At 73.5% G+C, this 21495-nt stretch carries 23 protein-coding genes; 9 read left to right on the top strand and 14 right to left on the bottom strand.

The window, feature by feature from the left end:
- The first annotated feature begins 517 nt into the window (after positions 1 to 517).
- Together FB455_RS23195 and FB455_RS23200 are read left to right on the top strand one after the other, a co-directional pair.
- Positions 518 to 844: a hypothetical protein gene (locus FB455_RS23195; protein WP_145754961.1), complete on the top strand. Its 327-nt coding sequence runs from the start codon at positions 518 to 520 to the stop codon at positions 842 to 844.
- Positions 841 to 1491 (top strand): nucleotidyl transferase AbiEii/AbiGii toxin family protein, encoded by a 651-nt coding sequence (locus tag FB455_RS23200; RefSeq protein WP_145754962.1) that lies wholly within the window; start codon positions 841 to 843, stop codon positions 1489 to 1491. Before FB455_RS23195 ends, FB455_RS23200 begins: the two co-directional genes overlap by 4 nt.
- Positions 1492 to 1590: 99 nt before the next feature.
- Here the strand turns inward: FB455_RS23200 and FB455_RS23205 are convergent, their stop codons facing one another.
- Positions 1591 to 2493, bottom strand: coding sequence for an SDR family oxidoreductase (locus FB455_RS23205; protein WP_047892925.1), 903 nt, complete (start codon positions 2491 to 2493; stop codon positions 1591 to 1593).
- 151 nt (positions 2494 to 2644) lie between these two features.
- Here FB455_RS23205 and FB455_RS23210 point away from each other — a divergent pair, with 151 nt between their 5' ends.
- Positions 2645 to 4435, top strand: a complete 1791-nt coding sequence (locus FB455_RS23210; RefSeq protein WP_145754963.1) for a 5'-nucleotidase C-terminal domain-containing protein — start codon at positions 2645 to 2647, stop codon at positions 4433 to 4435.
- 37 nt (positions 4436 to 4472) lie between these two features.
- Here FB455_RS23210 and FB455_RS23215 read toward each other — a convergent pair whose 3' ends face one another.
- The gene (locus FB455_RS23215; RefSeq protein WP_135240224.1) at positions 4473 to 4658 is read right to left on the bottom strand and encodes a hypothetical protein; all 186 of its coding nucleotides are present in this window, start codon (positions 4656 to 4658) and stop codon (positions 4473 to 4475) included.
- Between the two features lie 95 nt (positions 4659 to 4753).
- Here FB455_RS23215 and FB455_RS23220 point away from each other — a divergent pair, with 95 nt between their 5' ends.
- Positions 4754 to 5788, top strand: coding sequence for an NAD(P)-dependent alcohol dehydrogenase (locus FB455_RS23220; protein ID WP_123111734.1), 1035 nt, complete (start codon positions 4754 to 4756; stop codon positions 5786 to 5788).
- Positions 5789 to 5831: 43 nt separating this feature from the next.
- Here FB455_RS23220 and FB455_RS23225 read toward each other — a convergent pair whose 3' ends face one another.
- The gene (locus FB455_RS23225) at positions 5832 to 6968 is read right to left on the bottom strand and encodes a geranylgeranyl reductase family protein (protein WP_145754967.1); all 1137 of its coding nucleotides are present in this window, start codon (positions 6966 to 6968) and stop codon (positions 5832 to 5834) included.
- Positions 6969 to 7111: 143 nt separating this feature from the next.
- On the opposite strand from FB455_RS23225, the gene FB455_RS23230 reads away from it, so the two are divergent.
- Positions 7112 to 7348 carry a hypothetical protein gene (locus FB455_RS23230; RefSeq protein WP_013286401.1) on the top strand — a complete coding sequence of 79 codons (237 nt, stop codon included), beginning with the start codon at positions 7112 to 7114 and terminating at the stop codon, positions 7346 to 7348.
- A gap of 71 nt (positions 7349 to 7419) precedes the next feature.
- Positions 7420 to 8874 carry an MFS transporter gene (locus FB455_RS23235; RefSeq protein ID WP_030275019.1) on the top strand — a complete coding sequence of 485 codons (1455 nt, stop codon included), beginning with the start codon at positions 7420 to 7422 and terminating at the stop codon, positions 8872 to 8874.
- On the opposite strand, the gene FB455_RS23240 is transcribed toward FB455_RS23235, so the two are convergent.
- Complete coding sequence (locus FB455_RS23240) at positions 8847 to 9404, bottom strand: helix-turn-helix domain-containing protein (protein WP_123111733.1); 558 nt, start codon at positions 9402 to 9404, stop codon at positions 8847 to 8849. The genes FB455_RS23235 and FB455_RS23240 overlap by 28 nt on opposite strands.
- Before the next feature lie 71 nt (positions 9405 to 9475).
- Between FB455_RS23240 and FB455_RS23245 the strand changes: the two genes are divergently transcribed.
- Positions 9476 to 9817 carry a hypothetical protein gene (locus tag FB455_RS23245; RefSeq protein WP_013286404.1) on the top strand — a complete coding sequence of 114 codons (342 nt, stop codon included), beginning with the start codon at positions 9476 to 9478 and terminating at the stop codon, positions 9815 to 9817.
- Positions 9814 to 10731 carry an alpha/beta hydrolase family protein gene (locus tag FB455_RS23250; protein WP_013476742.1) on the top strand — a complete coding sequence of 306 codons (918 nt, stop codon included), beginning with the start codon at positions 9814 to 9816 and terminating at the stop codon, positions 10729 to 10731. Before FB455_RS23245 ends, FB455_RS23250 begins: the two co-directional genes overlap by 4 nt.
- 51 nt (positions 10732 to 10782) lie before the next feature.
- Here FB455_RS23250 and FB455_RS23255 read toward each other — a convergent pair whose 3' ends face one another.
- The 5 genes from FB455_RS23255 to FB455_RS23275 all read right to left on the bottom strand — a co-directional run bounded on the left by FB455_RS23255 (position 10783) and on the right by FB455_RS23275 (position 15645).
- Entirely contained in the window at positions 10783 to 11334 is a 552-nt protein-coding gene (locus tag FB455_RS23255; RefSeq protein WP_145754964.1) for a hypothetical protein, read from the bottom strand.
- Positions 11335 to 11746: 412 nt separating this feature from the next.
- Positions 11747 to 12472, bottom strand: coding sequence for a hypothetical protein (locus FB455_RS23260; protein WP_030275023.1), 726 nt, complete (start codon positions 12470 to 12472; stop codon positions 11747 to 11749).
- A gap of 220 nt (positions 12473 to 12692) precedes the next feature.
- Positions 12693 to 13793 carry a DUF3626 domain-containing protein gene (locus FB455_RS23265; protein ID WP_145754965.1) on the bottom strand — a complete coding sequence of 367 codons (1101 nt, stop codon included), beginning with the start codon at positions 13791 to 13793 and terminating at the stop codon, positions 12693 to 12695.
- A 137-nt stretch (positions 13794 to 13930) separates the two neighbouring features.
- Positions 13931 to 14560, bottom strand: coding sequence for an MBL fold metallo-hydrolase (locus FB455_RS23270; protein WP_030275028.1), 630 nt, complete (start codon positions 14558 to 14560; stop codon positions 13931 to 13933).
- Positions 14557 to 15645: an S-(hydroxymethyl)mycothiol dehydrogenase gene (locus tag FB455_RS23275; RefSeq protein ID WP_013286410.1), complete on the bottom strand. Its 1089-nt coding sequence runs from the start codon at positions 15643 to 15645 to the stop codon at positions 14557 to 14559. Before FB455_RS23275 ends, FB455_RS23270 begins: the two co-directional genes overlap by 4 nt.
- 139 nt (positions 15646 to 15784) lie before the next feature.
- On the opposite strand from FB455_RS23275, the gene FB455_RS23280 reads away from it, so the two are divergent.
- Positions 15785 to 16198: a hypothetical protein gene (locus tag FB455_RS23280; RefSeq protein ID WP_013286411.1), complete on the top strand. Its 414-nt coding sequence runs from the start codon at positions 15785 to 15787 to the stop codon at positions 16196 to 16198.
- A gap of 27 nt (positions 16199 to 16225) precedes the next feature.
- Here FB455_RS23280 and FB455_RS23285 read toward each other — a convergent pair whose 3' ends face one another.
- The 5 genes from FB455_RS23285 to FB455_RS23305 form a co-directional block, all read right to left on the bottom strand.
- Positions 16226 to 17509 carry an MFS transporter gene (locus FB455_RS23285; RefSeq protein WP_030275030.1) on the bottom strand — a complete coding sequence of 428 codons (1284 nt, stop codon included), beginning with the start codon at positions 17507 to 17509 and terminating at the stop codon, positions 16226 to 16228.
- Positions 17506 to 18156, bottom strand: coding sequence for a GntR family transcriptional regulator (locus FB455_RS23290; protein ID WP_036311809.1), 651 nt, complete (start codon positions 18154 to 18156; stop codon positions 17506 to 17508). The genes FB455_RS23285 and FB455_RS23290 overlap by 4 nt, the downstream gene beginning before the upstream one ends.
- A gap of 68 nt (positions 18157 to 18224) precedes the next feature.
- Positions 18225 to 19064, bottom strand: a complete 840-nt coding sequence (locus FB455_RS23295; protein WP_013286414.1) for an alpha/beta fold hydrolase — start codon at positions 19062 to 19064, stop codon at positions 18225 to 18227.
- A complete protein-coding gene (locus FB455_RS23300; RefSeq protein WP_013286415.1) occupies positions 19061 to 19972 on the bottom strand; it encodes an SDR family NAD(P)-dependent oxidoreductase in 912 nt (303 codons plus the stop codon). Before FB455_RS23300 ends, FB455_RS23295 begins: the two co-directional genes overlap by 4 nt.
- On the bottom strand, positions 19965 to 21461 hold the full coding sequence (locus FB455_RS23305; protein ID WP_030275032.1) for a flavin-containing monooxygenase: 1497 nt from the start codon (positions 21459 to 21461) through the stop codon (positions 19965 to 19967). Before FB455_RS23305 ends, FB455_RS23300 begins: the two co-directional genes overlap by 8 nt.
- Positions 21462 to 21495 lie beyond the last annotated feature (34 nt).

The raw sequence follows: 21495 nt of genomic DNA on the forward strand, positions 1-21495 counted from the left end.
TCCCCTGGTCCTCCGGCGTCCCGCCCAGCCTCAACATCCGTTCCGTTCCGTCCCGGCCGATCCGATCCCGGCCCCGTCCTCCGCCTGGACTCACCCGGCCCCGTCAAACATGAGGTTGACGGCACACGGTGTCCGGTTTGTCGCAGCCAACTTCATGATCGGGGCATGCTCGCGGCGACGTCCGCACTGCCGGATGGAGATCTTGGTACGAAAGTGCCCCCATGAGGGCCGTTGCGTACCAAGATCTCTCGTCGGCGGAACGCCGGGGCCCGTGCGCCGGCGTTGGCGCACGCGCCACCGTGGGAGATCTTGGAAGGAAACGGCCGCCATAGGGGCCCGAATCTTCCAAGATCTCCGGCGGAGCGCCGCGCTAGGCGAACAGGTAGCGAGGATGCAACGGTCGATCATGAAGTTGGCGGGGACGAAACGGACGCCGCGCGCCGTCAACTTCATGATCGACGGGGTGGGGGCGGGAAGGGCGGGGGGTGTTGGGCCGGGTTGGGGTTACCCTGATGCCATGTCGGTCAGCGCGCACGCGTACCTCGCCCGTCCCGGGCGACCCGCCGTGGTGGCGCGCACCCTGGACGAGCTGACCGGTCCCACCACCGGCATCGTCGAGCTGCCGGTACGCCTCATGTGGAGCAGCGAACGCGCGTTCGACCTGGGCGACCCGGACGAGTTGCTCTGGATGTACGAGAACGTGCTGCGCGAGACGACCCGGGTGGAGGATCTGCGCGAGCTGATCCACGCGGGCACGTTGCGCCGGTTGTGGCCGCTGCTCAACCTGCCCCGGGGCGTACGCCTGGCCTGGGAGGGCCGGCACCGGAGCCTGCGCCCGGCGTGACCCACCCGCACGACTTCTACCGGCAGGTGGCCCGGGTGGCGCTGGCCGCCGCCGGCCCACACCGCTTCGTGCTCGGCGGCGGGGTGGCGTGGGCCGCGCACGGCCTGGTCACCCGCCCCACCGAGGACGTGGACCTGTTCGCCGACGTGGAGGGCGCCGCCGCGGCGGCGGCCGACGGGGTACGCGCGGCGCTGGAGCGGGCCGGTTACCGGGTGGCCGAGGTGGACCCGGGCGGGCTGGGCGAGGTGTTCGACGGATTCGACCGGGACCTGCGGGACTTCGTGGTGAGCCGGGACGGCCGGCAGATCCGGCTCAGCCTGGCCCGCCTGGACCGGCACCGCAGCCCGGTGGTGATGGACCTCGGCCCGGTCATGGACGTACGCGACCTGATCGCCAACAAGACCGCCGCGCTGGTGAACCGGCGGGAGGTACGCGACTACATCGACGTGTCCGCCGCGCTGGACCGGTACACGGTCGCGGAGCTGCTGGAGCTGGCCCGGCAGGTCGACCCGGCCCTCGACGACGAGGACGTGCGCGCCGCGGGCCGCTACCTCGACGGGCTGGCCGACCGACGGTTCACCCGCTACGGCCTGGACGCACCACGGATCGCCGAGGTACGCCGCCGGATGGCCGCCTGGCCCCGCTGACCAGCGGAACCAGACGGCCGAGGGCGGGACCGGGCGGCCGGCACCGGCCAGCAGGCCAGAACGGGACCAGCCGACCAGGACGGCACCGGACGAGACGGCTCACTTCGTCGGGCGGCCGCCAGTGACGCCGAGGATCTCGCCGGTGACGTAGCTGGACTCCTGCGAGGCGAAGTAGACGTACGCGGGCGCCAGCTCGGCCGGCTGACCGGGACGGCCCAGCGGCGTGTCGGTGCCGAACTGCTTGACCTTCTCCTCCGGCATGGTGGCCGGGATCAGCGGCGTCCAGATCGGGCCGGGCGCGACCGCGTTGACCCGGATGCCCCGGTCGGCCAGGTTCTGCGCGAGCGCCTTGGTGAAGTTGGCGATGGCGGCCTTGGTGGTGGCGTAGTCGAGCAGCTGCGGCGACGGGTCGAACGCCTGGATCGACGACGTGTTGATGATCGTCGAGCCTTCCTTCATGTGCGGCACCGCGAACTTGCAGAGCCAGAACATGGCGTACACGTTGGTCTTGAAGACCCGGTCGAACTGCTCGGTGGTGATGTCGAGCAGGCCGTTGTCCTGCGACATCTGGTACGCCGCGTTGTTGACCAGGATGTCGACGCCGCCGAGGTCGCGGACGGCCTGGTCGACGAGGGCGCGGCAGTTGGCCTCCTCGCGCAGGTCGCACCGGACCGCGACGCCGGTGCGCCCGGCCTGCTCGATCAGGGCGACCGTCTCCCGGGCGTCCTTCTCCTCCTCGTCGGCGAGGTACGTGACGAGCACGTCGGCGCCCTCGCGGGCGAAGGCGACGGCCACGGCCCGGCCGATGCCGGAGTCACCGCCGGTGATGACGGCGCGCTTGCCGGTGAGCCGGTCGCTGCCCCGGTACGACTCCTCGCCGTGGTCGGGCTTCGGCCCCATCTCCTGCTCGTTGCCGGGCGGCGTCTGCTGCTGCGACGGCTGGCCGTCGCGCTGTCCGTACTGCTCGGCCGGGTGCTGCTGGGTGAACTGGTCCTCGCTCATGGATGCGCCCTACCCCGGTGACGGGCGGGAAAACAGCAAGCCTGTGACCGGAAGGGAAACGATTCGGGCCGGTGTGGCGCAGGTGACATGTGGTGGTTATGGTGCGCAACGGCGCCCACGAGGCGCGTACCCCCATTGGAAAGGCACCTCCATGACTTCCTCCTCCGGCGCCTCCCGGCGCCAGGTGCTGGCCGTCGCGGCCGCCGCCGCGACCGCTCCCCTGCTGGCCGGCGCGCCCGCCGAGGCGAAGCCGAAGCAGCCGAAGACCTGGGACCTGACGATCCTCGGCACGTCTGACACCCATGGCAACGTCTACAACTGGGACTACTACAAGGACGCCGAGTTCGACGACAGCAAGCACAACGACGTCGGCGTCGCGAAGCTCGCCACCCTGGTCAACCAGATCCGCGCCGAGCGCAGGGGCAGGGCCACGCTGGTCCTGGACGCCGGCGACACCATCCAGGGCACGCCGCTCGCGACGTACTACGCCAAGCAGGAGCCGATCACCAGCACCGGTGAGACGCACCCGATGGCCCGCGCCATGAACATCCTCAAGTACGACGCGGTGACGCTCGGCAACCACGAGTTCAACTACGGCCTGCCGCTGCTGGCGACCTGGATCGAGCAGCTCGGCTTCCCGGCGCTGGCTGCGAACGCACTCAACGCGAAGACCGGCAAGCCGGCGTTCCTCCCGTACGTGATCAAGGAGGTCAAGCTCGGCGGGCACGGCGCGCCGAAGCTGCGCGTGGGCATCCTCGGCCTGACCAACCCCGGCGTGGCCATCTGGGACAAGGGCAACGTCGAGGGCCGCCTGGTCTTCGCCGACATGGTCGCCACCGCCGCGAAGTGGGTGCCGGAGATGCGCCGCCGCGGCGCCGACCTGGTCGTCATCTCCGCCCACGGCGGCGACAGCGGCACCTCCAGCTACGGCCCGGAGCTGCCGAACGAGAACCCGACCGCGCTGATCGCCGAGCAGGTCCCCGGCATCGACGCGATCCTGTTCGGCCACGCGCACAACGAGGTGCCGGAGAAGTTCGTCACCAACCTCACCACCGGCGAGCGGGTCCTCACCTCGGAGCCGTCGAAGTGGGGCCAGCGGCTGACCCGGATGGACTTCACGCTGGCCCGGGAGAAGGGCCGCTGGACGGTCACCGCCAAGTCGGCCACCACGCTGAACACCAACACCGTGGTCGAGGACCCGGCGGTGCTCGCGGCCGTGCGCGGCCAGCACACCAAGACCGTCGAGTACGTCAACCGGGTCGTCGCCCAGTCGAGCGTGGAGCTGTCGGCCGCCGAGTCGCGGTACAAGGACACCCCGATCCTGGACTTCATCAACCACGTCCAGACCGAGGTGGTCACCGAGGCGCTCGCCGGCGGCGAGTACGCGGGCCTGCCGGTGCTGTCCATCGCCGCGCCGTTCAGCCGTACCGCGGTGTTCCCGCAGGGCGACGTGCGCATCCGCGACGTGGCGGGCCTCTACGTGTACGACAACACGCTGGAGGCGGTCGTGCTGACCGGCGCCGAGGTGAAGGCGTACCTGGAGTACTCGGCGAAGTACTTCGTCACGCTGCCGGCGGGCGCGCCGGTGAACCCGGAGACGATCAGCGACCCGGCGGTGCCGGACTACAACTACGACGTGTTCTCCGGCGTCGACTACGACATCGACATCGCCAAGCCGGTCGGCCAGCGGATCACCCGCCTGGTGCTGGCCGGCACCGACACCCCGGTCGCGGCGGACGCCCGGTTCGTGGTGGCGGTGAACAACTACCGGCGCAGCGGCGGCGGCAACTTCCCGGGCATCGTGAAGACCCAGGTCTACAACGCCCAGCAGGAGATCCGCCAGCTGCTCATCGACTGGGCGCAGGCCAAGGGCGTCATCGACCCGGCCGACTTCTTCGTACCCAGCTGGAAGCTGGTCCGCGACGGCGTGCCGGTCTTCTGACCGGGAGGCGGCGGGGCCCGGCGGTGTCCGGGCCCCGTCAGCCGCCCGCGCGCAGGTGCCACTCCGACTCCCCGCCGACCGGGTCCGGCCGGTCCGGCGGGAACTCGGTCTCGGCGGACTCGACCCGCTCCTCCGGGCGTACCCGGGCGGGCAGTTCGCCGAAGCGGACGTGCCGCAGGAACGCGTACTCCTCGTCGGTGAACGACTCGGCCGGCTCGCTCATGACCGCATTGTGCGCCCACCCGTCCCGTCTCCGCATCAACCGCCACGGCACGGGTATGCCGCCGCGTCGACCGTCGGCGACGAGGTGGAGGAGACATGCGCGCAGTACGGATGACCGCACCCGGTGTGCTGGAGCACACGGAGGTGCCCACGCCGCAGGCCGGCCCGGGTGAGGTGCTGCTGCGCGTCGGCGCGGTCGGCGCCTGCCACTCCGACCTGCACATCCTCGACGCCCCGGCGGGCGTGTTCCCGATCCCGATGACGCTCGGTCACGAGATCGCCGGCACCGTCGACACGGTCGGCCCCGGCGTGGACGGCTGGTCGCCCGGCGACCGGGCCGCCGTCTACGGGATCATCGGCTGCGGCCGGTGCCGGGCCTGCCTGCGGGGCGAAGAGAACCGCTGCCGGGTCATCCCGGTCGGCGGCATCGGGCTCAGCCGCGACGGCGGGCTGGCCGAGTACGTGGTGGTGCCCGCGTCCCGGCTGCTGCCGGTCGGCGACATGGACCTGACCCAGGCGGCGCCGCTCACCGACGCCGGGCTGACGCCGTACCACGCGGTGGACCTGGCGCGGCCCCGGCTGCGACCCGGCACCTCCTGCGTGGTGATCGGCATCGGCGGCCTGGGGCACATGGGATTGCAGATCCTGCTCGCCACCACAGCGGTACGGATCATCGCGGTGGACACGAACACCGCCGCGCTGGACCTGGCCGGCCGCCTGGGCGCGCACCACACGGTGCAGGCCGGCCCGGACGCGGTGGACAAGATCCGCGAACTGGTCGGACCGGCGCCGGACGGCGCGGACGTGGTGCTCGACTTCGTCGGCGCGCAGCCCACGCTGGACACCGCCCGGCAGGTCGTCGCCACCGGCGGCCAGATCCTGCTGGTGGGCCTGGCCGGCGGCACGCTGCCGGTGCGCCCGGTCGCCGACGAGCCGCCCCCGGTGCCGCTGGAGACCGGTGTGGTGGTGCCGTTCTGGGGCACCCGGGCCGAACTGCACGAGGTGATCGCGCTGGCCCGCGACGGCCGGCTGCACGCCGACGTGCACACGTTCCCCCTCGCGGAGGCGCCGCAGGCGTACGAGGCGCTGCGCCGGGGCGAGGTGCGGGGGCGGGCGGTGATCGTCCCCTGACGCGGGGCGCTCAGTGGTGCGGGAACACCGGCACGACGCCCGGTCAACCGGCCACTGACCGTACCTTCGCGGGCAGGCGGTCGAGCATCGCCAGCGCGGCCCGTACCGGCCGCCGGTCGAGCACCTCGGCGAAGCTCGCCCGGCCCTGGCAGAACCGGACGAACATCCGCCAGCCGGGCGGGCTGGCCAGCATCGCGTGGAACACGTCGGGCCGCCGCTCGAACACCTCCAGCAGCCGGTGCCCGGCGCGCATCTCCGGCGTCAGCCGCCGGTCGACCTCCCGGGCGTACGCGTCGAGGTCACCGGCGGCCACCGCCTCCCCGGCCAGCCGGCCCGAGCGCAGCGCGTAGCTGATCCCCTCGCGGCTCCACGGTTCCAGCAGCCCGGCGGCGTCCCCGGCGACCAGCACCCGGCCGTGCCGCAGCGGGGAGTCCCCGGTGCGGCAGCGGGTCAGGTGACCGGAGTCCTGCTCCGGCCTCACCCCGGACAGGCCGAGCCGGTCGGTGAAGTCGCGCAGGTAGGCGCGGGTGCGGTCGCCGTCGCCGCGGGCGGAGATGACACCCACAGTGAGACGGTCGCCCTTCGGGAAGACCCAGGCGTAGGAGCCGGGCAGCGGCCCCCAGTCGAGCAGCACCCGGCCGCGCCAGCGGTCCCGTTCGGCGGCGTCCACCGGCAGCTCCAGTTCCAGCCCGAGGTCGACCTGCCGGAAGCGCACCCCGACGTGGCGTGCCGTCACGCCGGACGAGCCGTCCGCGCCGATGACGGTACGGGCGCGTACCGTCTCACCGCCGGCCAGGCGCAGGCGTACCTCGTCGGGGTCCTGCTCGATCGCGCGGACCGCGACGCCCTCGCGGACCTGCGCCCCGGCGGCGACGGCGGCGGCGCGCAGCCGGTCGTCGAACTCCTCCCGGCGGATCATGGTGACCAGCGGCGCGGGGTGCCGGCGGGTGAACGCGCGTCGCCCGTCCCGGGTGAACGTGACCCGGCCGATCCGGTCGTGGGCGGGCACCTCGACGCGGCCGGCGACCTCGGCCAGCGACGTGCCGATCAGGCCGCCGCCGCAGGTCTTGTAACGGGGGTGGGTGGCCCGTTCGACCACGAGCGTGCGCACGCCGGCCCGGGCCGCGGCGTGCGCGGCGGAGAGTCCGGCGGGCCCGCCGCCGACCACGACGAGATCCATGATCACGGGTGCAGCCTAGGGCACCGCCGTGCCTCGCCGCCCGGTACGACAGTCGAACGGGTGCGCATCATCGCGGCCCGTCCGGGTAACCGCCGGTCGCCGGCCGTCCGCGGGTCGGGCGGTCCACGCCGAGGAGGGAAGCGATGCCTCAGGTCCAGCTGTCTGCGGTCGAGGAACGGGTCTACCAGGCGGTGTCCGCGCTGGAGGTGCAGGGACACGTCCCCTACCCGGACCTGATCGCCCAGGAGACCGGGATGACCGAGGAGGAGCTGCGCGAGCCGCTGCACTCGCTCACCGAGCGGGGGCTGCTGCACCGCGAGGACTCCCCGATGTCCGGCCTGGACTTCGGACCCCGGTGGTGCGCGCGCCAGATGGCGTGATCGAGTCGTTTGCCCCACCGGGCACCGGGTAGCGATCGGAGTCGGGTGATCGACGGTCTGTGGGGGGCACGATGAGCGAGGGCCGGTCGTCGACGCCGGTGCCTGACACCGGGTACGACGGCCGGCGCCGCTGGCGCGCGCTGAGCGTCGGCCTGATCGCGGCGTTCATGACGCTGCTGGACGTCAGCATCGTCAACGTCGCGGTGCCGTCGATCGACCGGGCGCTGCACGCCACGCCGAGCGATCTGCAGTGGGTGCTGTCCGGGTACGCGCTGACGTTCGGCCTGGTGCTGGTGCCGGCCGGGCGGTTCGGTGACGCGCGCGGGCGGCGTACCGCGTTCGTGGTCGGGGTGGGGCTGTTCACGCTGACCAGCGCGCTGGCCGGGCTGGCGCGCTCGCCGGAGTGGCTGGTCGTCGCCCGCCTCGTCCAGGGCGCCGCCGCCGGTGTGGTGAACCCCCAGGTCAGTGGCATGATCCAGGAGCTGTTCCGGGGCGCGGACCGGGGCCGGGCGTTCGGGCTGCTGGGCGCGACGATCGGCATCTCCACCGCCGTGGGTCCGCTGCTCGGCGGGCTGCTCATCCAGCTCGGCGGCGCCGAGCACGGCTGGCGGTGGGTGTTCTTCGTGAACATCCCGGTCGGGATCGTGGCGATGCTGCTCGGCTGGCGGCTGATGCCGGCCCGGCCCACCAACCCCGCCGGACGGGGGCGGCTCGACCCGCTCGGCGTGCTGCTGCTCGGCGCCGGAGTCACGGTGATCCTGCTGCCGCTTGTGCAGCGGGAGCAGTGGCGGGGCCCGGGCAAGTGGCTGCTGATCCCCGCCGGCCTGCTGCTGCTCGCCGGGTTCGCGCTCTGGGAGCACCGGTACGCCCGGCGCGCCCAGCCGCTGTTCGACCTGCGGCTGTTCACGGTGCGCTCGTACACGCTGGGCGCGCTGATCGGCCTGATCTACTTCGCCGGGTTCACCGCGATCTTCTTCATCTTCACGCTCTACCTCCAGATGGGGCTCGGCTACAGCGCGCTCGTGGCCGGTCTGGCGATCACCCCGTTCGCGCTCGGTTCGGCGCTCGCCTCCGCGCTCGGCGGCCGGGTGGTCACCCGCTACGGCCGTCCGCTCGTCGCGATCGGGTTGCTGGCCGTGGTGGCCGGGCTGATCGCGACCGACCTGGTGCTGGCCGGCGGTCCGCACGACGACGTGCCGCTGCGGACCGCGCTGCCGTTGCTCGTCGCCGGGCTGGGCAGCGGCCTGGTGATCGCGCCGAACCAGACGCTCACGCTGTCCGAGGTGCCGGTGCCGATGGCCGGCAGCGGCGCCGGGATGCTCCAGACCGGGCAGCGGATCGGATCGGCCGCCGGCATCGCCGCGGTGGGCGCGCTGTTCTTCTCGACGATCGCCGACGACCGCGGCGACTGGAGTACGGCGTTCCGCCACTCACTGCTGCTCGCCGCCGGGATCATCGTGCTGGCGCTCGGCGCCGCGGTGGCGGACATCGCGCTCGGTCACCGGCGGTCCGCGGGCCGCTCCTGATCGGCGGCGGGCAGCAGGACTGTGGTGAGCAGCCGCCGGGTCCGGCCGGGCCCGGGGCCGAGAGCCGCGTACTCGGCGAACAGGTCGCGGAACCGGGTGACGAACTCGGCGGTCTCGGCGTCGGTGGCGTGGAACGCGTTCTGCCGGTAGCCGGCCACGTCGCGGGCCAGGTCGGCGTCGCCGCGGTCGAGGTAGCCGTCGAAGTCGGCGAGCAGGCCCGCGACGAAGGTGAGGAACGCCTGGCGGTGTCGCTGCGGGCTCATGGACCGGGCCTCGTCCGGGTCGACCGACGCGGCGGCCTCGTTGAGCCGGTAGCTGCGCTCGACCGCGCCGCGGGCGCGCCGCTCCCCCACCGTGTGCAGGACGCCGTGGTCGGCGAGCGTGGCGACCTGCCGGTAGAGCGTGGCCGGTGGCACGTCGCTCAGTCCGGTGCGCAGGTCGGTGGTGGTGAGCGTGCGGCCACCCAGGAACGCCTGGACGATGCGCAGCCGGACCGGGTGCAGCAGCAGCTCCACGGTGTCGAGTGCCACAGTGGCTCCCCTTTTTGTTATCGCCTCCGGTAATGTTCTCAGCAACGATAACAGAAGCGAGGAGTTCGCCGATGGCCACCATCGACCTCACCCCCGACCGCATCGACGTCCGGCTCACCACCGCCGAGAAGGTCTGGGCGCTGCGCGGCGACCTGTCGTTCCCCCGCTCCGCCGTCAGCGGCGCCGTCGTCGTACCGGACGGGGCGCGCGCCACCCGCGGCATCCGGGCGCCCGGCCTCGGCGTCCCCGGCACGCGCAACGTCGGCACCTGGCGCGGCAGGGCCGGCAAGGAGTTCGTCAGCGTCCGCGGCGGCCAGCCGGCCGTCCGCATCACCCTCACCGGCCAGGCGTACGACTCCCTGCTCATCGGCGCCGACGACGCCTCCGCCCTGGCCGCGGCGGTGCTGCCGTGACGGTCGACCGTCCGCTCGCCGTCGACTCGGCCGGGCAGCGGCTGTCCGGCACGCTCACGCTGCCCGACGGCGCCGGACCGCATCCGTTGGCGCTGCTGCTGCCCGGCTCCGGGCCGATCAACCGCGACGGCGACCACCGCCGCCTGCCGCTGGGCATCCAGCGGCACCTGGCCGCCGCGCTGACCGGGGCCGGGATCGCTGTCGCCCGGTACGACAGGCGGGGCGTCGGCGCTAGCAGCGGCGAGTTCCTGCGTACCGGCTTCCACGACAACGTCGACGACGCGGCCGCCGTGCTCGCCGCGGTGCGCGACGACCCGGCCGTGGACGCCGGGCGGCTGTTCCTGGTCGGGCACAGCGAGGGCGCGCTCACCGCTGTCGCGCTCGCCGCGCGCGGCGTACCGGTGGCCGGCCTGGTCCTGCTCTCCGCGCCCGGGCGCACCGGCGCCGAGGTCCTGCGCCGGCAGGCCGGGCTGCTGCTGCCCACCCTGCCCGCGCCGGTACGCCTCGTCCTCCGGCTCACCCGCACCGACCTGGTGGCGAAGGTGGCCCGCAACCACGAGAAGATCCTCGCCACCGACAAGGACGTGGCGTGGGTCGGCGGGCAGCGGCTCAACGCCCGCTGGTTCCGGGAGTTCCTGCGCTACGACCCCCGGCCGGACCTGGCCCGCGTCGACGCGCCGATCCTCGCGCTCACCGGCGACAAGGATCTCCAGACCGATCCGGCGGACCTGCCGGTCATCGCCGCGCACGCGGGCGGGCCCGTGCAGACCGGGGTGCTGCCGGACGTCACCCACGTGCTGCGCCGCCGGACGGGCCCGCCGTCGCTGCGGGCGTACCGGGACGAGGCGAAGCAGCCGCTGGACCCGTCGGTGGTCGAGCCGGTGCTGTCGTGGCTCGCCGCGCACAGCGGCTGAGGGCACGCGAAAGGCCGGCACCCGGATCGGGTACCGGCCTTTCGTCAGGTCTTACTTGTTCCAGTGCTCGGCCACGATCTCGGCGGCCTGCTTCTCCCACTGCGCGTACGCGTCGGGGTAGGCGCTGACCTGCACGGTCTGCGCGGCCTCGGTCAGCGGCATGTCCTGCCAGCCGTCGACCTGCTTGAGGCCCTTGAGGAACGCCAGCGTCGAGTACTCGGGGTCGGTGATCTGCTCCGGCGTGCCCCAGCCGCTGGACGGCCGCTGCTGGAACAGGCCCAGCGAGTCGTGGTCGTTGCGGTCACCCAGGTGACCCAGGTTCTCCAGCTTCGACTCCTGCAGCGCGGTGGCGATCGAGATGACCGCGGCGCGCTCGGGCAGGCCCGCCTTCTTGGTGGCCGCGATGATGGCCTTGGCGTTGGCGAGCTGCTCGTCGTTCAGGTCCACGTGCGACTGCGCGCCCTGCGGGCTCACGCCCTGGACCGCGACGGCGGCCGGCGTGGCGGTGTCCGCCGCGTGGGCGGCGACCGGACCGGCGAACACGCCACCGGTGAAGGCCAGACCGGCGATACCGAGGATGCTCTTGCGCAGGATCGTGTTCATGGTGGGCTCCGTTCGGGGGTCGACGCATCCGGGGGGATGCGTGGGCACCGTCAGGCGCTCAGGTTTCTCGGGGGGATCCGGCAGCGCGCGGCGTGCCGGGTGCATCTGCAACGACCGGCAGCCCGGGGCTGTTCCCGGTGGGCGCTCGGCGGCGCCGCTCCGGTCGCGCACCGGGTTACAACGCCATCCGCCCACCCCCGATTCCGCCCGCGCAGTGCCGCCCACCACAGCGCAACCGGACACGGCGCGCACAGTCCCCACCGCCCCGTCGATCTTGGAGTTGTGGCGCCCAGGATGTCTGGTTTCACGAGGTCTGCGAGGTGCCACAACTCCAAGATCGGCGAGGGCCGGGCCTGCTCCATGCGAGAACGGCCGGCCCCGGAAGGGCCGGCCGTTCGCTACGGGTGTCGGGTCACCAGACCTGCTGGACGATGTCCGCCGCCTGCTCCTCCCACTGCGCGTACGCGTACGGGTAGGCGGACACCTGGACCGTCTGCGCGGCGGTGGTCAGCGGCAGCTCGTGCCAGCCGCCCACGTTCTTCAGCGCGTTGAAGAACGCCTTGCTGGAGTACTCCGGGTCGGTGATCTGCTCGGACGTGCCCCAACCGGACGACGGGCGCTGCTGGAACAGGCCCTCCGAGTCGTGGTCGTTGTACGCGCCGAGGTGACCCAGGTTGTACAGCTTCGACTCCTGCAGCGAGGTCGCGACGCCGATCACGGCGCCCCGCTCCCCCACGCCGGTCTCCTTGGCCGCCTCGACGATGGCCTTGGCGTTGTCGAGCTGCGCGTCGTCGAGCGGGATGCGCGACTGCGCGCCCTCGACGCCGTGCGGCACGAGCTTCTCCTTCGCCGGCCGGTCGGCCCGGGTCGGCACCTTGTCCAGGCCGGTGGTCTGGCCGGGCTTGACCGCCTCGGTGGAGGTCTTCTTGCCGGTCGCCAGGTCGATGGCGGCCTTGGCGCCGGCGTGCGGCCCGCTGGTCACCGGCGCGGCCACGGCTACGGGGCCGACGGCCAGGCCGCCCAGGACTGCCACACCCGCCACGCTCAGCGCGGCGCGGCGGTTACGGGTGACGGCGGCGGTCTTCGCGACGGCGGTCTTCGCGATGGCGGGGAGCCATCGAGTGAAGTGCTGCTTCACGATGGTTGCCCTTTCGATCGTTACGACGCGCTCCGGGGTGAGCGCCCCTCGAGGGACTACCGCCGGGTAGGTGTTTGGCTTCCGGCGGTACGGGGGACACAACCAGCCCGCAGTGTCGGTCATTCCGGAAATGCCGGGCAGGGCCGAGGCTGCGGTCCAGGTCACCCGCGATTCCGGGCAGCGGCTGCCGGAGCGCGGCGGACGGGACGAAAAGGGATGATCAGGCCGGAACGCCGAACCGGACCAGCACGTGCCAGAGCTGCTTGAGGTGCTGAAGCGTCACCGCGGCCGGCCCCCGGTCTGCCCAGCGCTGCGGCTCGCGTACCACCGAGGCGGCGGCGCGCCCGACGAGCGCGGCGTGCAGCGGCTCCCCCGGGCGGGCGAACTCGGCGGCGACCCGGACGGCCAGCGGCGGGATGTCCGGGCCGCGGAACTCGGCGTCCACGGCGTCGACGGGCAGCACGAAGCCGGGGTGGAAGCGCAGCGCCACGCCGTGCCGCGCGGCGATGTCCTCCAGGCGGCGCCCCACGTCGGTGCCGCGGAACGACGGGTCGACCACGAGCGCCTCGACGTCGCGGGCCAGGCTGATCTCGCCGTGCACCTGCGCCTCGATGTAGTCGTCCAACGCCCGGCCGACCCGCCCGGACTCCCGTTCCCGGCGGCGCAGCAGCGTCCGCAGCAGCGTGCCGGTGTCCATGCCGGCCACGCCCAGGGCGACGCCGGTACCGGCGGTGGCGGTCAGCAGCGCCGCGAACACCGGCTCGAAGACGTCGACGGTGCCGAACTCGGTGGGCTCGATGTGGCTGTCACCGAAGCTGAACGTCGCCCGGGCCAGCACCTCCGGGCGCAGCCGCAGGTGACACGAACCGAACCGGGGGCAAGCACCGTCGGCGTGGTCGAGCAGGTTCAGGCCGCCGTACTTCGGGCGCTCCGTGGGGAGCACGCCGGGACGCTGGTACGCGCCGCCGAACATCGCCTGCTCCCAGACGTCCCGGTCGCCGCCCGCGTACGCGGTCAGCCCGCCGTTGGAGATGCCGGTCTCGAACTGGCTGCGGTAGACGCCCTCCTCGTCCAGCGCCTCGACCACTGTGCGGCCGTCCCGCAGCACCCGGTCGGGGTGGAAGTTGACAGTCAGGCGCCCGTACCCGGTCACCGCGGCGACGACCTCCTCGTACCGGTACCTGGCGCCGGAGGCGGCGAGGTGGCGGGCGATGACGGCGAGCGCCGCCGGGCGGTCGCGCAGCGCGACGTCGCGGACGTGGCGCAGCGCGGCGGACTGGGCGGCGGTGAGTGTGGCGACGGACACGGGCCCGAGTATCACCGGACGGGACCTCGCCCGGCCACACGGTTTCGGTGCCGTCCGAAGCGGACGGACGCCCGCCGGCGCGCGGACGGGCCGGGAGACGCCGCGGGCCCGGACCGGACTGCTCCGGCCGGGCCCGCGCGGGTGTTCGGTCCTCAGTGGCCCCGGGCGATCCACTCGTCCAGGTGCGGCGCCTCGGCCCCGATCGTGGTGTCGTCGCCGTGCCCCGTGTGCACCACCGTCTCCGGCGGCAGCGTGAGCAGCCGGGTACGGATCGACTCGACGATGGTGCCGAAGTCGCTGTACGACCGCCCGGTCGCGCCCGGTCCACCGGCGAACAGGGTGTCGCCGGTGAAGACCGCGCCCAGGTCGGGGGCGTACAGGCTGCACGCGCCGGGACTGTGGCCGGGCGTGTGCAGCACCCGCAGCGTGGTGCCGCCGACGGCGAACGTCTGCCCGTCGGTGAGGTCGCCGTCCGGGGCCGTGCCCGGGTGCACCATGTCCCACAGCACCCGGTCGGCCGGGTGCAGCAGCACCGGCGCGCCGGTGGCCCGGGCCAGCTCGGGCGCGACCCGGACGTGGTCGTCGTGGGCGTGGGTGGCGATGATCGCCAGCACCCGCCGGTCACCGATCACCTCGCGGATGGCCGCCACGTCGTGCGGCGCGTCGAGGACGACGCACTCCGAGTCGTCACCGATCACCCAGACGTTGTTGTCCACGTCGAACGTCTGGCCGTCGAGCGAGAACGTGCCGGAGGTGACGGCGTGGTCGACGCGGGCGGTCACGGGAAGACCACCACCGAGCGCAGCACGTCGCCGTGGTGCATCCGGGCGAACGCCTCCTCGACCTGGTCGAGTGCGATCTCCTCGGTGACGAACGCGTCCAGGTCCAGCCGGCCCTGCCGGTACAGCTCGGTCAGCATCGGGAAGTCGCGGCTGGGCAGGCAGTCGCCGTACCAGCTGGACTTGAGCGCGCCGCCGCGGCCGAAGACGTCCAGCAGCGGCAGGTCGACTGTCATCTCCGGGGTCGGCACGCCGACCAGCACGACGGTGCCGGCCAGGTCGCGGGCGTAGAACGCCTGCTTCCACGTCTCCGGGCGGCCGACCGCGTCGATCACCACGTCGGCGCCGAAGCCGCCGGTGGCCGCGCGGATGGCCTCCACCGCGTCGTCCTCGGAGGCGTTGACGGTGTGGGTGGCGCCGAACTTGCGCGCCCAGTCGAGCTTTCGGGAGTCGGTGTCCACCGCGATGATCGTGGTCGCGCCGGCCAGGGCCGCGCCGGCCACCGCCGCGTCGCCGACGCCGCCGCAGCCGATCACCGCGACCGAGTCGCCCCGGGTCACGTTGCCGGTGTTCATGGCCGCGCCGAGACCGGCCATCACGCCGCAGCCGAGCAGGCCGACCGCCGCCGGCCGGGCCGACGGGTCGACCTTCGTGCACTGCCCGGCGTGGACGAGCGTCTTCTCGGCGAACGCGCCGATGCCGAGCGCGGGCGTCAGTTCGGTGCCGTCGGTGAGCGTCATCTTCTGCGTCGCGTTGTGGGTGGCGAAGCAGTACCACGGGCGGCCGCGCCGGCAGGCCCGGCACTGCCCGCAGACCGCGCGCCAGTTGAGCACCACGAAGTCGCCGGGCGCCACGTCGGTGACGCCGTCGCCCACCTGCTCCACGATGCCGGCGGCCTCGTGGCCGAGCAGGAACGGGTAGTCGTCGTTGATGCCGCCCTCGCGGTAGTGCAGGTCGGTGTGGCAGACGCCGCACGACTGGATGCGGACCACCGCCTCGCCCGGCCCCGGGTCCGGCACCACGATGGTGGTGACCTCCACGGGCGCGCCCTTGCGCCGCGACACGACTCCCCGGACTTCCTGGCTCACGGTGCCTCCTTCGTTGCGTGCATCTGCACCCAGAACCTACCGCTGATCATGACCCGCGAACCAATGAAGGCCGCCGGATTGTCCTGGTCATGACCGGGTACCCGGTGTGCCGGTTCTACCAGGTGGGACGGGAGTGATCATGAGGCTGTCGCATGCGCCGCTGCGGGTCGCCATCGGCGCGTACATCCTGAACTCCGGGCTGGGCAAGCGGGGCCTGGAGGGTGAGGCCGCCGCGGGCATGCACGGCATGGCGGCCGGCGCGATGCCGCAGCTGCGGCAGATCCCGCCGGACCGGTTCGCCGTGCTGCTGTCCCGGGGCGAGGTCGCGCTCGGCGCGGCGCTGCTCGCCCCGTTCGTCCCGTCGCTGCTGGCCGGAGCCGCGCTCACCGCGTTCGGCGCGGGTCTGGTGCAGCTCTACCTGAAGACGCCGGGCATGCGCGAGGGCACCAGTCTGCGGCCGAGCCAGGAGGGCATCGGCCTGGCCAAGGACGTGTGGCTGGTCGGCGCGGGGCTGACCCTGGTGCTCGACTCGCTGGTGCGGCACCGGCCCTGAGCCGGCCGCGCCCGGCCGCCCGCGTACTCAGGCCGCCGCCGGCACCGCAGCGGCGGCCCGCTCGTCGGCGAGGCGGCGGCGGGCGGCGTTGCGGTAGCGCAGCACCTGCGCCGCGCCGAGCGCCCAGAGCAGGAACTGCACGGCGAACGCCCAGCGGAACGCGGACAGCGGCGGCGCGTCCCTCCCGGCCGGGGTGGCCAGGTCGAGCACTACGCCGACGGCCAGGATCAGCGCGATCGAGGCGACGAAGCCGCCCACGTTGACGATGCCGGTGGCACTGCCGATGCGGTGCACCGGGTTGAACGTGCGGGCGTAGTCGAACCCGATCATCGAGCCGGGTCCGTTCACGGCGAGCACCACCACAAGCGCCACCAGCAGCCAGTGCGGCGCGCGGCCGGGCCAGGCCAGGACCACCGCCCACACCCCGGCGGTGGTGGCGGTGATCGCGAAGACCACCACCGAGCGGTGGAACGGGTGGCGCGAGCACAGGTGCGCGATCACCGGCCCGCACACGAGCGTCACCACTGTCATCAGGGTGAGCATCCCGGCCGCCGCGGTCGGCGAGAACCCCTGCCCCTGCACGAGGAACGGGTACCCCCACAGAAGCGCGAACACCGCGCCGGAGAACTGGGTGACGAAGTGCGTCCACAGGCCCAGCCGCGTGCCGGGCTGCGCCCAGGCGTCGGCGAGCTGCCGCCGTACGGTAGGCAGGTCGGGGGCGAGCGCGGTGGCGTGTTCGGCGTGCGGGGTGTCGCGTACCGCGACGAGGACCAGCAGCACCACCGTGGCGCCGAGCGCCGCGGCGGTCAGGAACGCCGGGGTCCAGCCCGCGCGGTGCAGCAGCAGCACCAGGGGTACGGCGCCGAGCACCGCACCGAACTGGCCGACGGTGCCGGTGAGCTGCACCAGGAGCGGGTTGCGCCGGCCGGGGAACCAGAACGCGACGATGCGCAGCACGCTGATGAAGGTCATGGCGTCGCCGAGACCGACGAGCACCCGGGCGGCGACGGCGGCCGGTACATCGCCGGCCACCGCGAACAGGAGCTGCCCGGCCACCATGAGCGCGCCGCCGGCAAGCAGCAGCCGGCGTGAGCCGTAGCGGTCCAGCAGCACCCCGACCGGCACCTGCATGGCGGCGTAGACGGCGAGCTGGGCGACGGAGAACGTGGCGAGCGCGGCGGCGTTGATGTGGAAGCGCTCCGCCGCGTCGACCCCCGTCACGCCGAGGGAGCTGCGGTGGAACACGGCCGTCAGATAGGCGGTGACGGCCACCGCGTACACCAGGGCGGCGGGGCGGCGACCCGCGTTCACCGCAGCGTCCCGAGCATCCGCGCGGCGGTGTCGATGTGCGCGGCGACCGCGTCGTGCCAGGCCTGCGGGTCGTCGCCGTCGAGCGCGGCGAGCTGGCCGGCGTGCTCGGTGAGGGCGACCTCGGCCCAGCCGGGTGAGAGCCGGAAGCTCGCCTCGCCCATGCGGAGCTGCCTGTCGCGCAGCCGGTGGTACAGCTCGGCGAGGATCTCGTTGCCGGCGGCCTCGACCACTGCGGCGTGGAACGAGCGGTCGGCGGCCATCAGGGTGGTGATGTCACCGGCGGCGTGCGCGCGGCGCATCTCGTCCAGCCAGCGGGCCAGGTCGGCGCGCAGCTCGGCGCGGCGCGGCCAGACCCGGTCGGCGGCGTGCAGTTCGACCAGGCGGCGGGCCTCGATCACGTCGGCGATCTCCCGGGCCGACACCGGCCGGATCAGCGCGCCGCGCTTCGGGTAGAGCTTGACCAGCCCTTCGGTCTCCAGCCGCAGCAGCGCCTCCCGGACCGGGGTGCGGGACACCCCCGTCGCCTCGGCGACCTCGCCCTCGCTGACGAGCTGGCCGCCCGGGTAGACCTGTTCCAGGATGGCCTGCTTGAGGTGCCGGTACGCCCGCTCGGCGGCGGACGGCGCGGTCCGGCTGGGATGCGTCATGTATCTAAGCTTGCTCCGCCGGCCGCCCGCCGGCCCGGCGCGGGCCGGGACAGTGGCGCAGGCCACGGTCAGGCCCACAGCTCCCGCAGCAGCGCCTCCACCTCGGCGGTCCGCTCGATCTGCGGCATGTGCCCGGTGTCGCGGAACAGGTGGCTGCGCGCCTCGGGCAGCCGGGTGCTGGCGTACGCCAGGTGCGCGGCGGGCAGGACCAGGTCGCGCTCGCCCCAGACGAGCAGCGTGGGCAGGCCGAGCGCGGCCACCGCGTCGAGCAGGTCGGCGCGCCACTGCGGGCGTACGCCGCGCCAGGTGCCCAGGTCGCGGACCAGCTCCAGCATCACCCGGGCGGCGTGCGGCTGCCGGGCCACCGCGAGCGCGGTGGCGAGCCGCTCGGCGGTGACGTACGCCGGGTCGTGGAAGATCGCCCGTTCGGTCCGGCGGACGATCCCCGGGTGCGGGCGCAGCAGCAGCCGGGCCAGCGGGCGTACCGCGAGCAGCCGCAGCGCCACCGTCACCTCGCGGCCGAAGCCGGCGCTGTTGAGCAACGCCAGGCTGGCGACGCGCCGCGGTTCGTCGGCGGCCAGGCGCATCGCGACCGCCCCGCCGAGGGAGTTGCCGACCAGGTGGGCGGGGCCGGTCACCCCTGCCACGTCCAGGAAGCGGGCCACCGCGGCGGCCAGCGCCGGGAGCGTGTGCGGTCCGTCCAGCGGCGCGGAGCCGCCGTGCCCGGGCAGGTCCACCGCGAGCACCAGGTGGTCGCGGGCCAGCTCCGTGTGCAGGGCGGTGAAGTCGTCGAGGGTACGGCCGATGCCGTGCAGAAGCACCACGGGCGGCCCGTCGCCGCTGATCCGGCAGCGGGTACGCCGCCCGTCGACGGTGCGCTCGCCGGCCGGGGGCAGGGCGAGCGTCACGCCCGGCGTCCGGGTTCCGCCCCGGCCTCCTCGCCGGTCCGGGGAGACGGCACCGGCACGCCGGCGTCGGCCCGCCGGGCCGGACGGAGGCGCATGCCCAGGGCCAGCACCCGGCCGTACCCGGCGGGGGCGACGCGGGCGAGCAGGTCGGGCAGTTTCGCCGACCAGCCGATCAGCACCCGGCCGCGACGGCGCTGCGCGCCGCGCAGGATCACCTCGGCGGCGGTCGCCGGGTCGATGGTGAGCAGCTTCTCGAACTGCTTGCGTCCGGCCTCGTACTCGTCGAGGGCCACGCCGCTGCCCACCCGGGCGCTGGCGGCGATCCGGGTGCGGATGCCGCCCGGGTGCACCGATGTGACGCCGACGCCGTCGTCGACGAGCTCGTGCCGCAGCGCCTCGGTGAACCCGCGTACGGCGAACTTGCTCGCCGCGTACGCGGCCTGCCCGGCGGGCGCGATCAGGCCGAACAGGCTGGACACGTTCACCAGGTGGGCGCCGGGTTCGGCCTTGAGCGCGGGCAGCAGCGCGTGGGTCAGGCGCACCACCGCCCGGAAGTTGATCTCGATGACCCAGAGGAACTCCTCCAGGGTGACCTGGTCGAAGCGTCCGCCCAGCGCCACACCGGCGTTGTTGATCAGCAGGCGGATCCGGGGGTGCGCACTGTGGATCTCGGCGGCGACCCGGTCGGTGGCGTCGGCGTCGGCCAGGTCGACCAGATGGGTCTCCACCCGCCGGTCCGGGTACGCGGCCCGGATCGCGGCCACGGTGGCGGCCAGGCCGTCGGCGTCCCGGTCGAGCAGCACCAGATCGGCGCCGCGCCGGGCCAGGCCGTGGGCCAGTGCCGCGCCGATGCCGCTCGCCGCGCCGGTGAGCACCGCCGTGCCGCCGGGGAAGACGAGGTCACGCATCGGTTCCTCCCGAGGTGGTGGCCGCCGTGGCGGGTATGCCGGCGCGGTCGAACCGTACGCCGTCGGTGAGCGGGCCGTGCCGCATCAGGCGTACGTCTCGGGGATAGTTCTGGTGCAGCCGCCACGGCGCCTGCGGCCCCTGCTTGGGCAGCTGGTCGACGGCGCGCAGCACGTAGCCGGACTGAAGGTCGATGATCGGCACCAGGTCGTCGGTGTCCGGGGCGAGCGGCGTGACGATCTGCCGGCCGGTGTCGTCGAGGTGGCGCAGCAGCCGGCACACGTACGTGGCGACGAGGTCGGCCTTGAGCGTCCAGGAGGCGTTGGTGTAGCCGATGGTCATGGCGAAGTTCGGCACGCCGGACAGCATCATGCCCTTGTAGGCGACAGTCGAGGCGAGGTCGACCTCCGCGCCGTCGACAGCCAGCGTCATGCCGCCGAGCGCGAGCAGGTTGAGGCCGGTGGCGGTGACCACCACGTCGGCGGGCAGCTCCTCACCGGAGGCGAGCCGGATGCCCTGCTCGGTGAACGTGTCGATGGTGTCGGTCACCACCGACGCGCGGCCGGCGCTCAGCGCGGCGAACAGGTCCCCGTCCGGCACCACGCACAGCCGCTGGTCCCACGGGTTGTAGCGGGGCGAGAAGTGCCTGTCGACGTCGTACCCGGACGGGAGGCGGCCCTTCGCGGCCCGGCGCAGGAACCGCTTCACCACGCCGGGGGCGCGGCGGCTGAGCTGGAAGTTGGCCACGCCGAGCGTGACGTTCTTCCACCGGGCCACCGCGTACGCGGCCTTCGGGGGCAGCCAGCGCCGCGCGGCGTCGGCGAACGGGTCGCGCGAGGGCAGCGCGATCACGTACGTGGGTGAGCGCTGGAGCATGGTGACGTGGGCGGCCCGCTCGGCCATGGCCGGGACCAGGGTGACGGCGGTGGCGCCGCTGCCGATCACCACGACCCGCTTGCCGGTGTAGTCCAGGTCGTCGGGCCAGTGCTGCGGGTGCACGAGCGTGCCGGCGTACCGCTCGACGCCGGGGAACCGCGGCGTGTACCCCTCGTCGTAGCGGTAGTAGCCGGAGTTGGTGAACAGGAAGGCGCAGGTGAGGGTGACGTCCTCGCCGGTGTCGTCGCGGTGGGCGTGCACGGTCCAGCGCGCGGTGGCGCTGTCCCACTCGGCGCGGACGGCCCGGTGATGGAAGCGGATGTGCCGCTCCACGTCGTACTCGCGGGCGGTCTGCCGGACGTACGCCCGGATGGAGTCGCCGTCGGCGATGGCCTTCGGGTCGGTCCACGGCTTGAACGAGTAGCCGAGGGTGTACATGTCGGAGTCGGAGCGGATGCCCGGGTAGCGGAACAGGTCCCAGGTGCCGCCGATGGCGCCCCGGGCCTCCAGCACCACGTAGGTCTTGCCGGGGCACTCACGTCCGAGGTGGACGGCGGCGCCGATGCCGGACAGGCCGGCCCCGACGATGAGGACGTCGACGTGGTCTGCGGCCATCGCTTCTCCCGTTCGCACCGGCGGTGGACCGGAC

This window comes from Micromonospora sp. CNZ296 (assembly GCF_007827635.1).

Bases quoted from the DNA above. Each gene is read 5' to 3' on its own strand.
- FB455_RS23245 (WP_013286404.1), top strand. From the start codon at position 9,476: ATGGCCACCATCGACCTCACCCCCGACCGCATCGACGTCCGGCTCACC.
- FB455_RS23195 (WP_145754961.1), top strand. From the start codon at position 518: ATGTCGGTCAGCGCGCACGCGTACCTCGCCCGTCCCGGGCGACCCGCC.
- FB455_RS23215 (WP_135240224.1), bottom strand. From the start codon at position 4,658: ATGAGCGAGCCGGCCGAGTCGTTCACCGACGAGGAGTACGCGTTCCTG.
- FB455_RS23230 (WP_013286401.1), top strand. From the start codon at position 7,112: ATGCCTCAGGTCCAGCTGTCTGCGGTCGAGGAACGGGTCTACCAGGCG.
- FB455_RS23220 (WP_123111734.1), top strand. From the start codon at position 4,754: ATGCGCGCAGTACGGATGACCGCACCCGGTGTGCTGGAGCACACGGAG.
- FB455_RS23235 (WP_030275019.1), top strand. From the start codon at position 7,420: ATGAGCGAGGGCCGGTCGTCGACGCCGGTGCCTGACACCGGGTACGAC.
- FB455_RS23290 (WP_036311809.1), bottom strand. From the start codon at position 18,156: ATGACGCATCCCAGCCGGACCGCGCCGTCCGCCGCCGAGCGGGCGTAC.
- FB455_RS23210 (WP_145754963.1), top strand. From the start codon at position 2,645: ATGACTTCCTCCTCCGGCGCCTCCCGGCGCCAGGTGCTGGCCGTCGCG.
- FB455_RS23280 (WP_013286411.1), top strand. From the start codon at position 15,785: ATGAGGCTGTCGCATGCGCCGCTGCGGGTCGCCATCGGCGCGTACATC.
- FB455_RS23255 (WP_145754964.1), bottom strand. From the start codon at position 11,334: ATGAACACGATCCTGCGCAAGAGCATCCTCGGTATCGCCGGTCTGGCC.
- FB455_RS23225 (WP_145754967.1), bottom strand. From the start codon at position 6,968: ATGGATCTCGTCGTGGTCGGCGGCGGGCCCGCCGGACTCTCCGCCGCG.
- FB455_RS23300 (WP_013286415.1), bottom strand. From the start codon at position 19,972: ATGCGTGACCTCGTCTTCCCCGGCGGCACGGCGGTGCTCACCGGCGCG.
- FB455_RS23205 (WP_047892925.1), bottom strand. From the start codon at position 2,493: ATGAGCGAGGACCAGTTCACCCAGCAGCACCCGGCCGAGCAGTACGGA.
- FB455_RS23305 (WP_030275032.1), bottom strand. From the start codon at position 21,461: ATGGCCGCAGACCACGTCGACGTCCTCATCGTCGGGGCCGGCCTGTCC.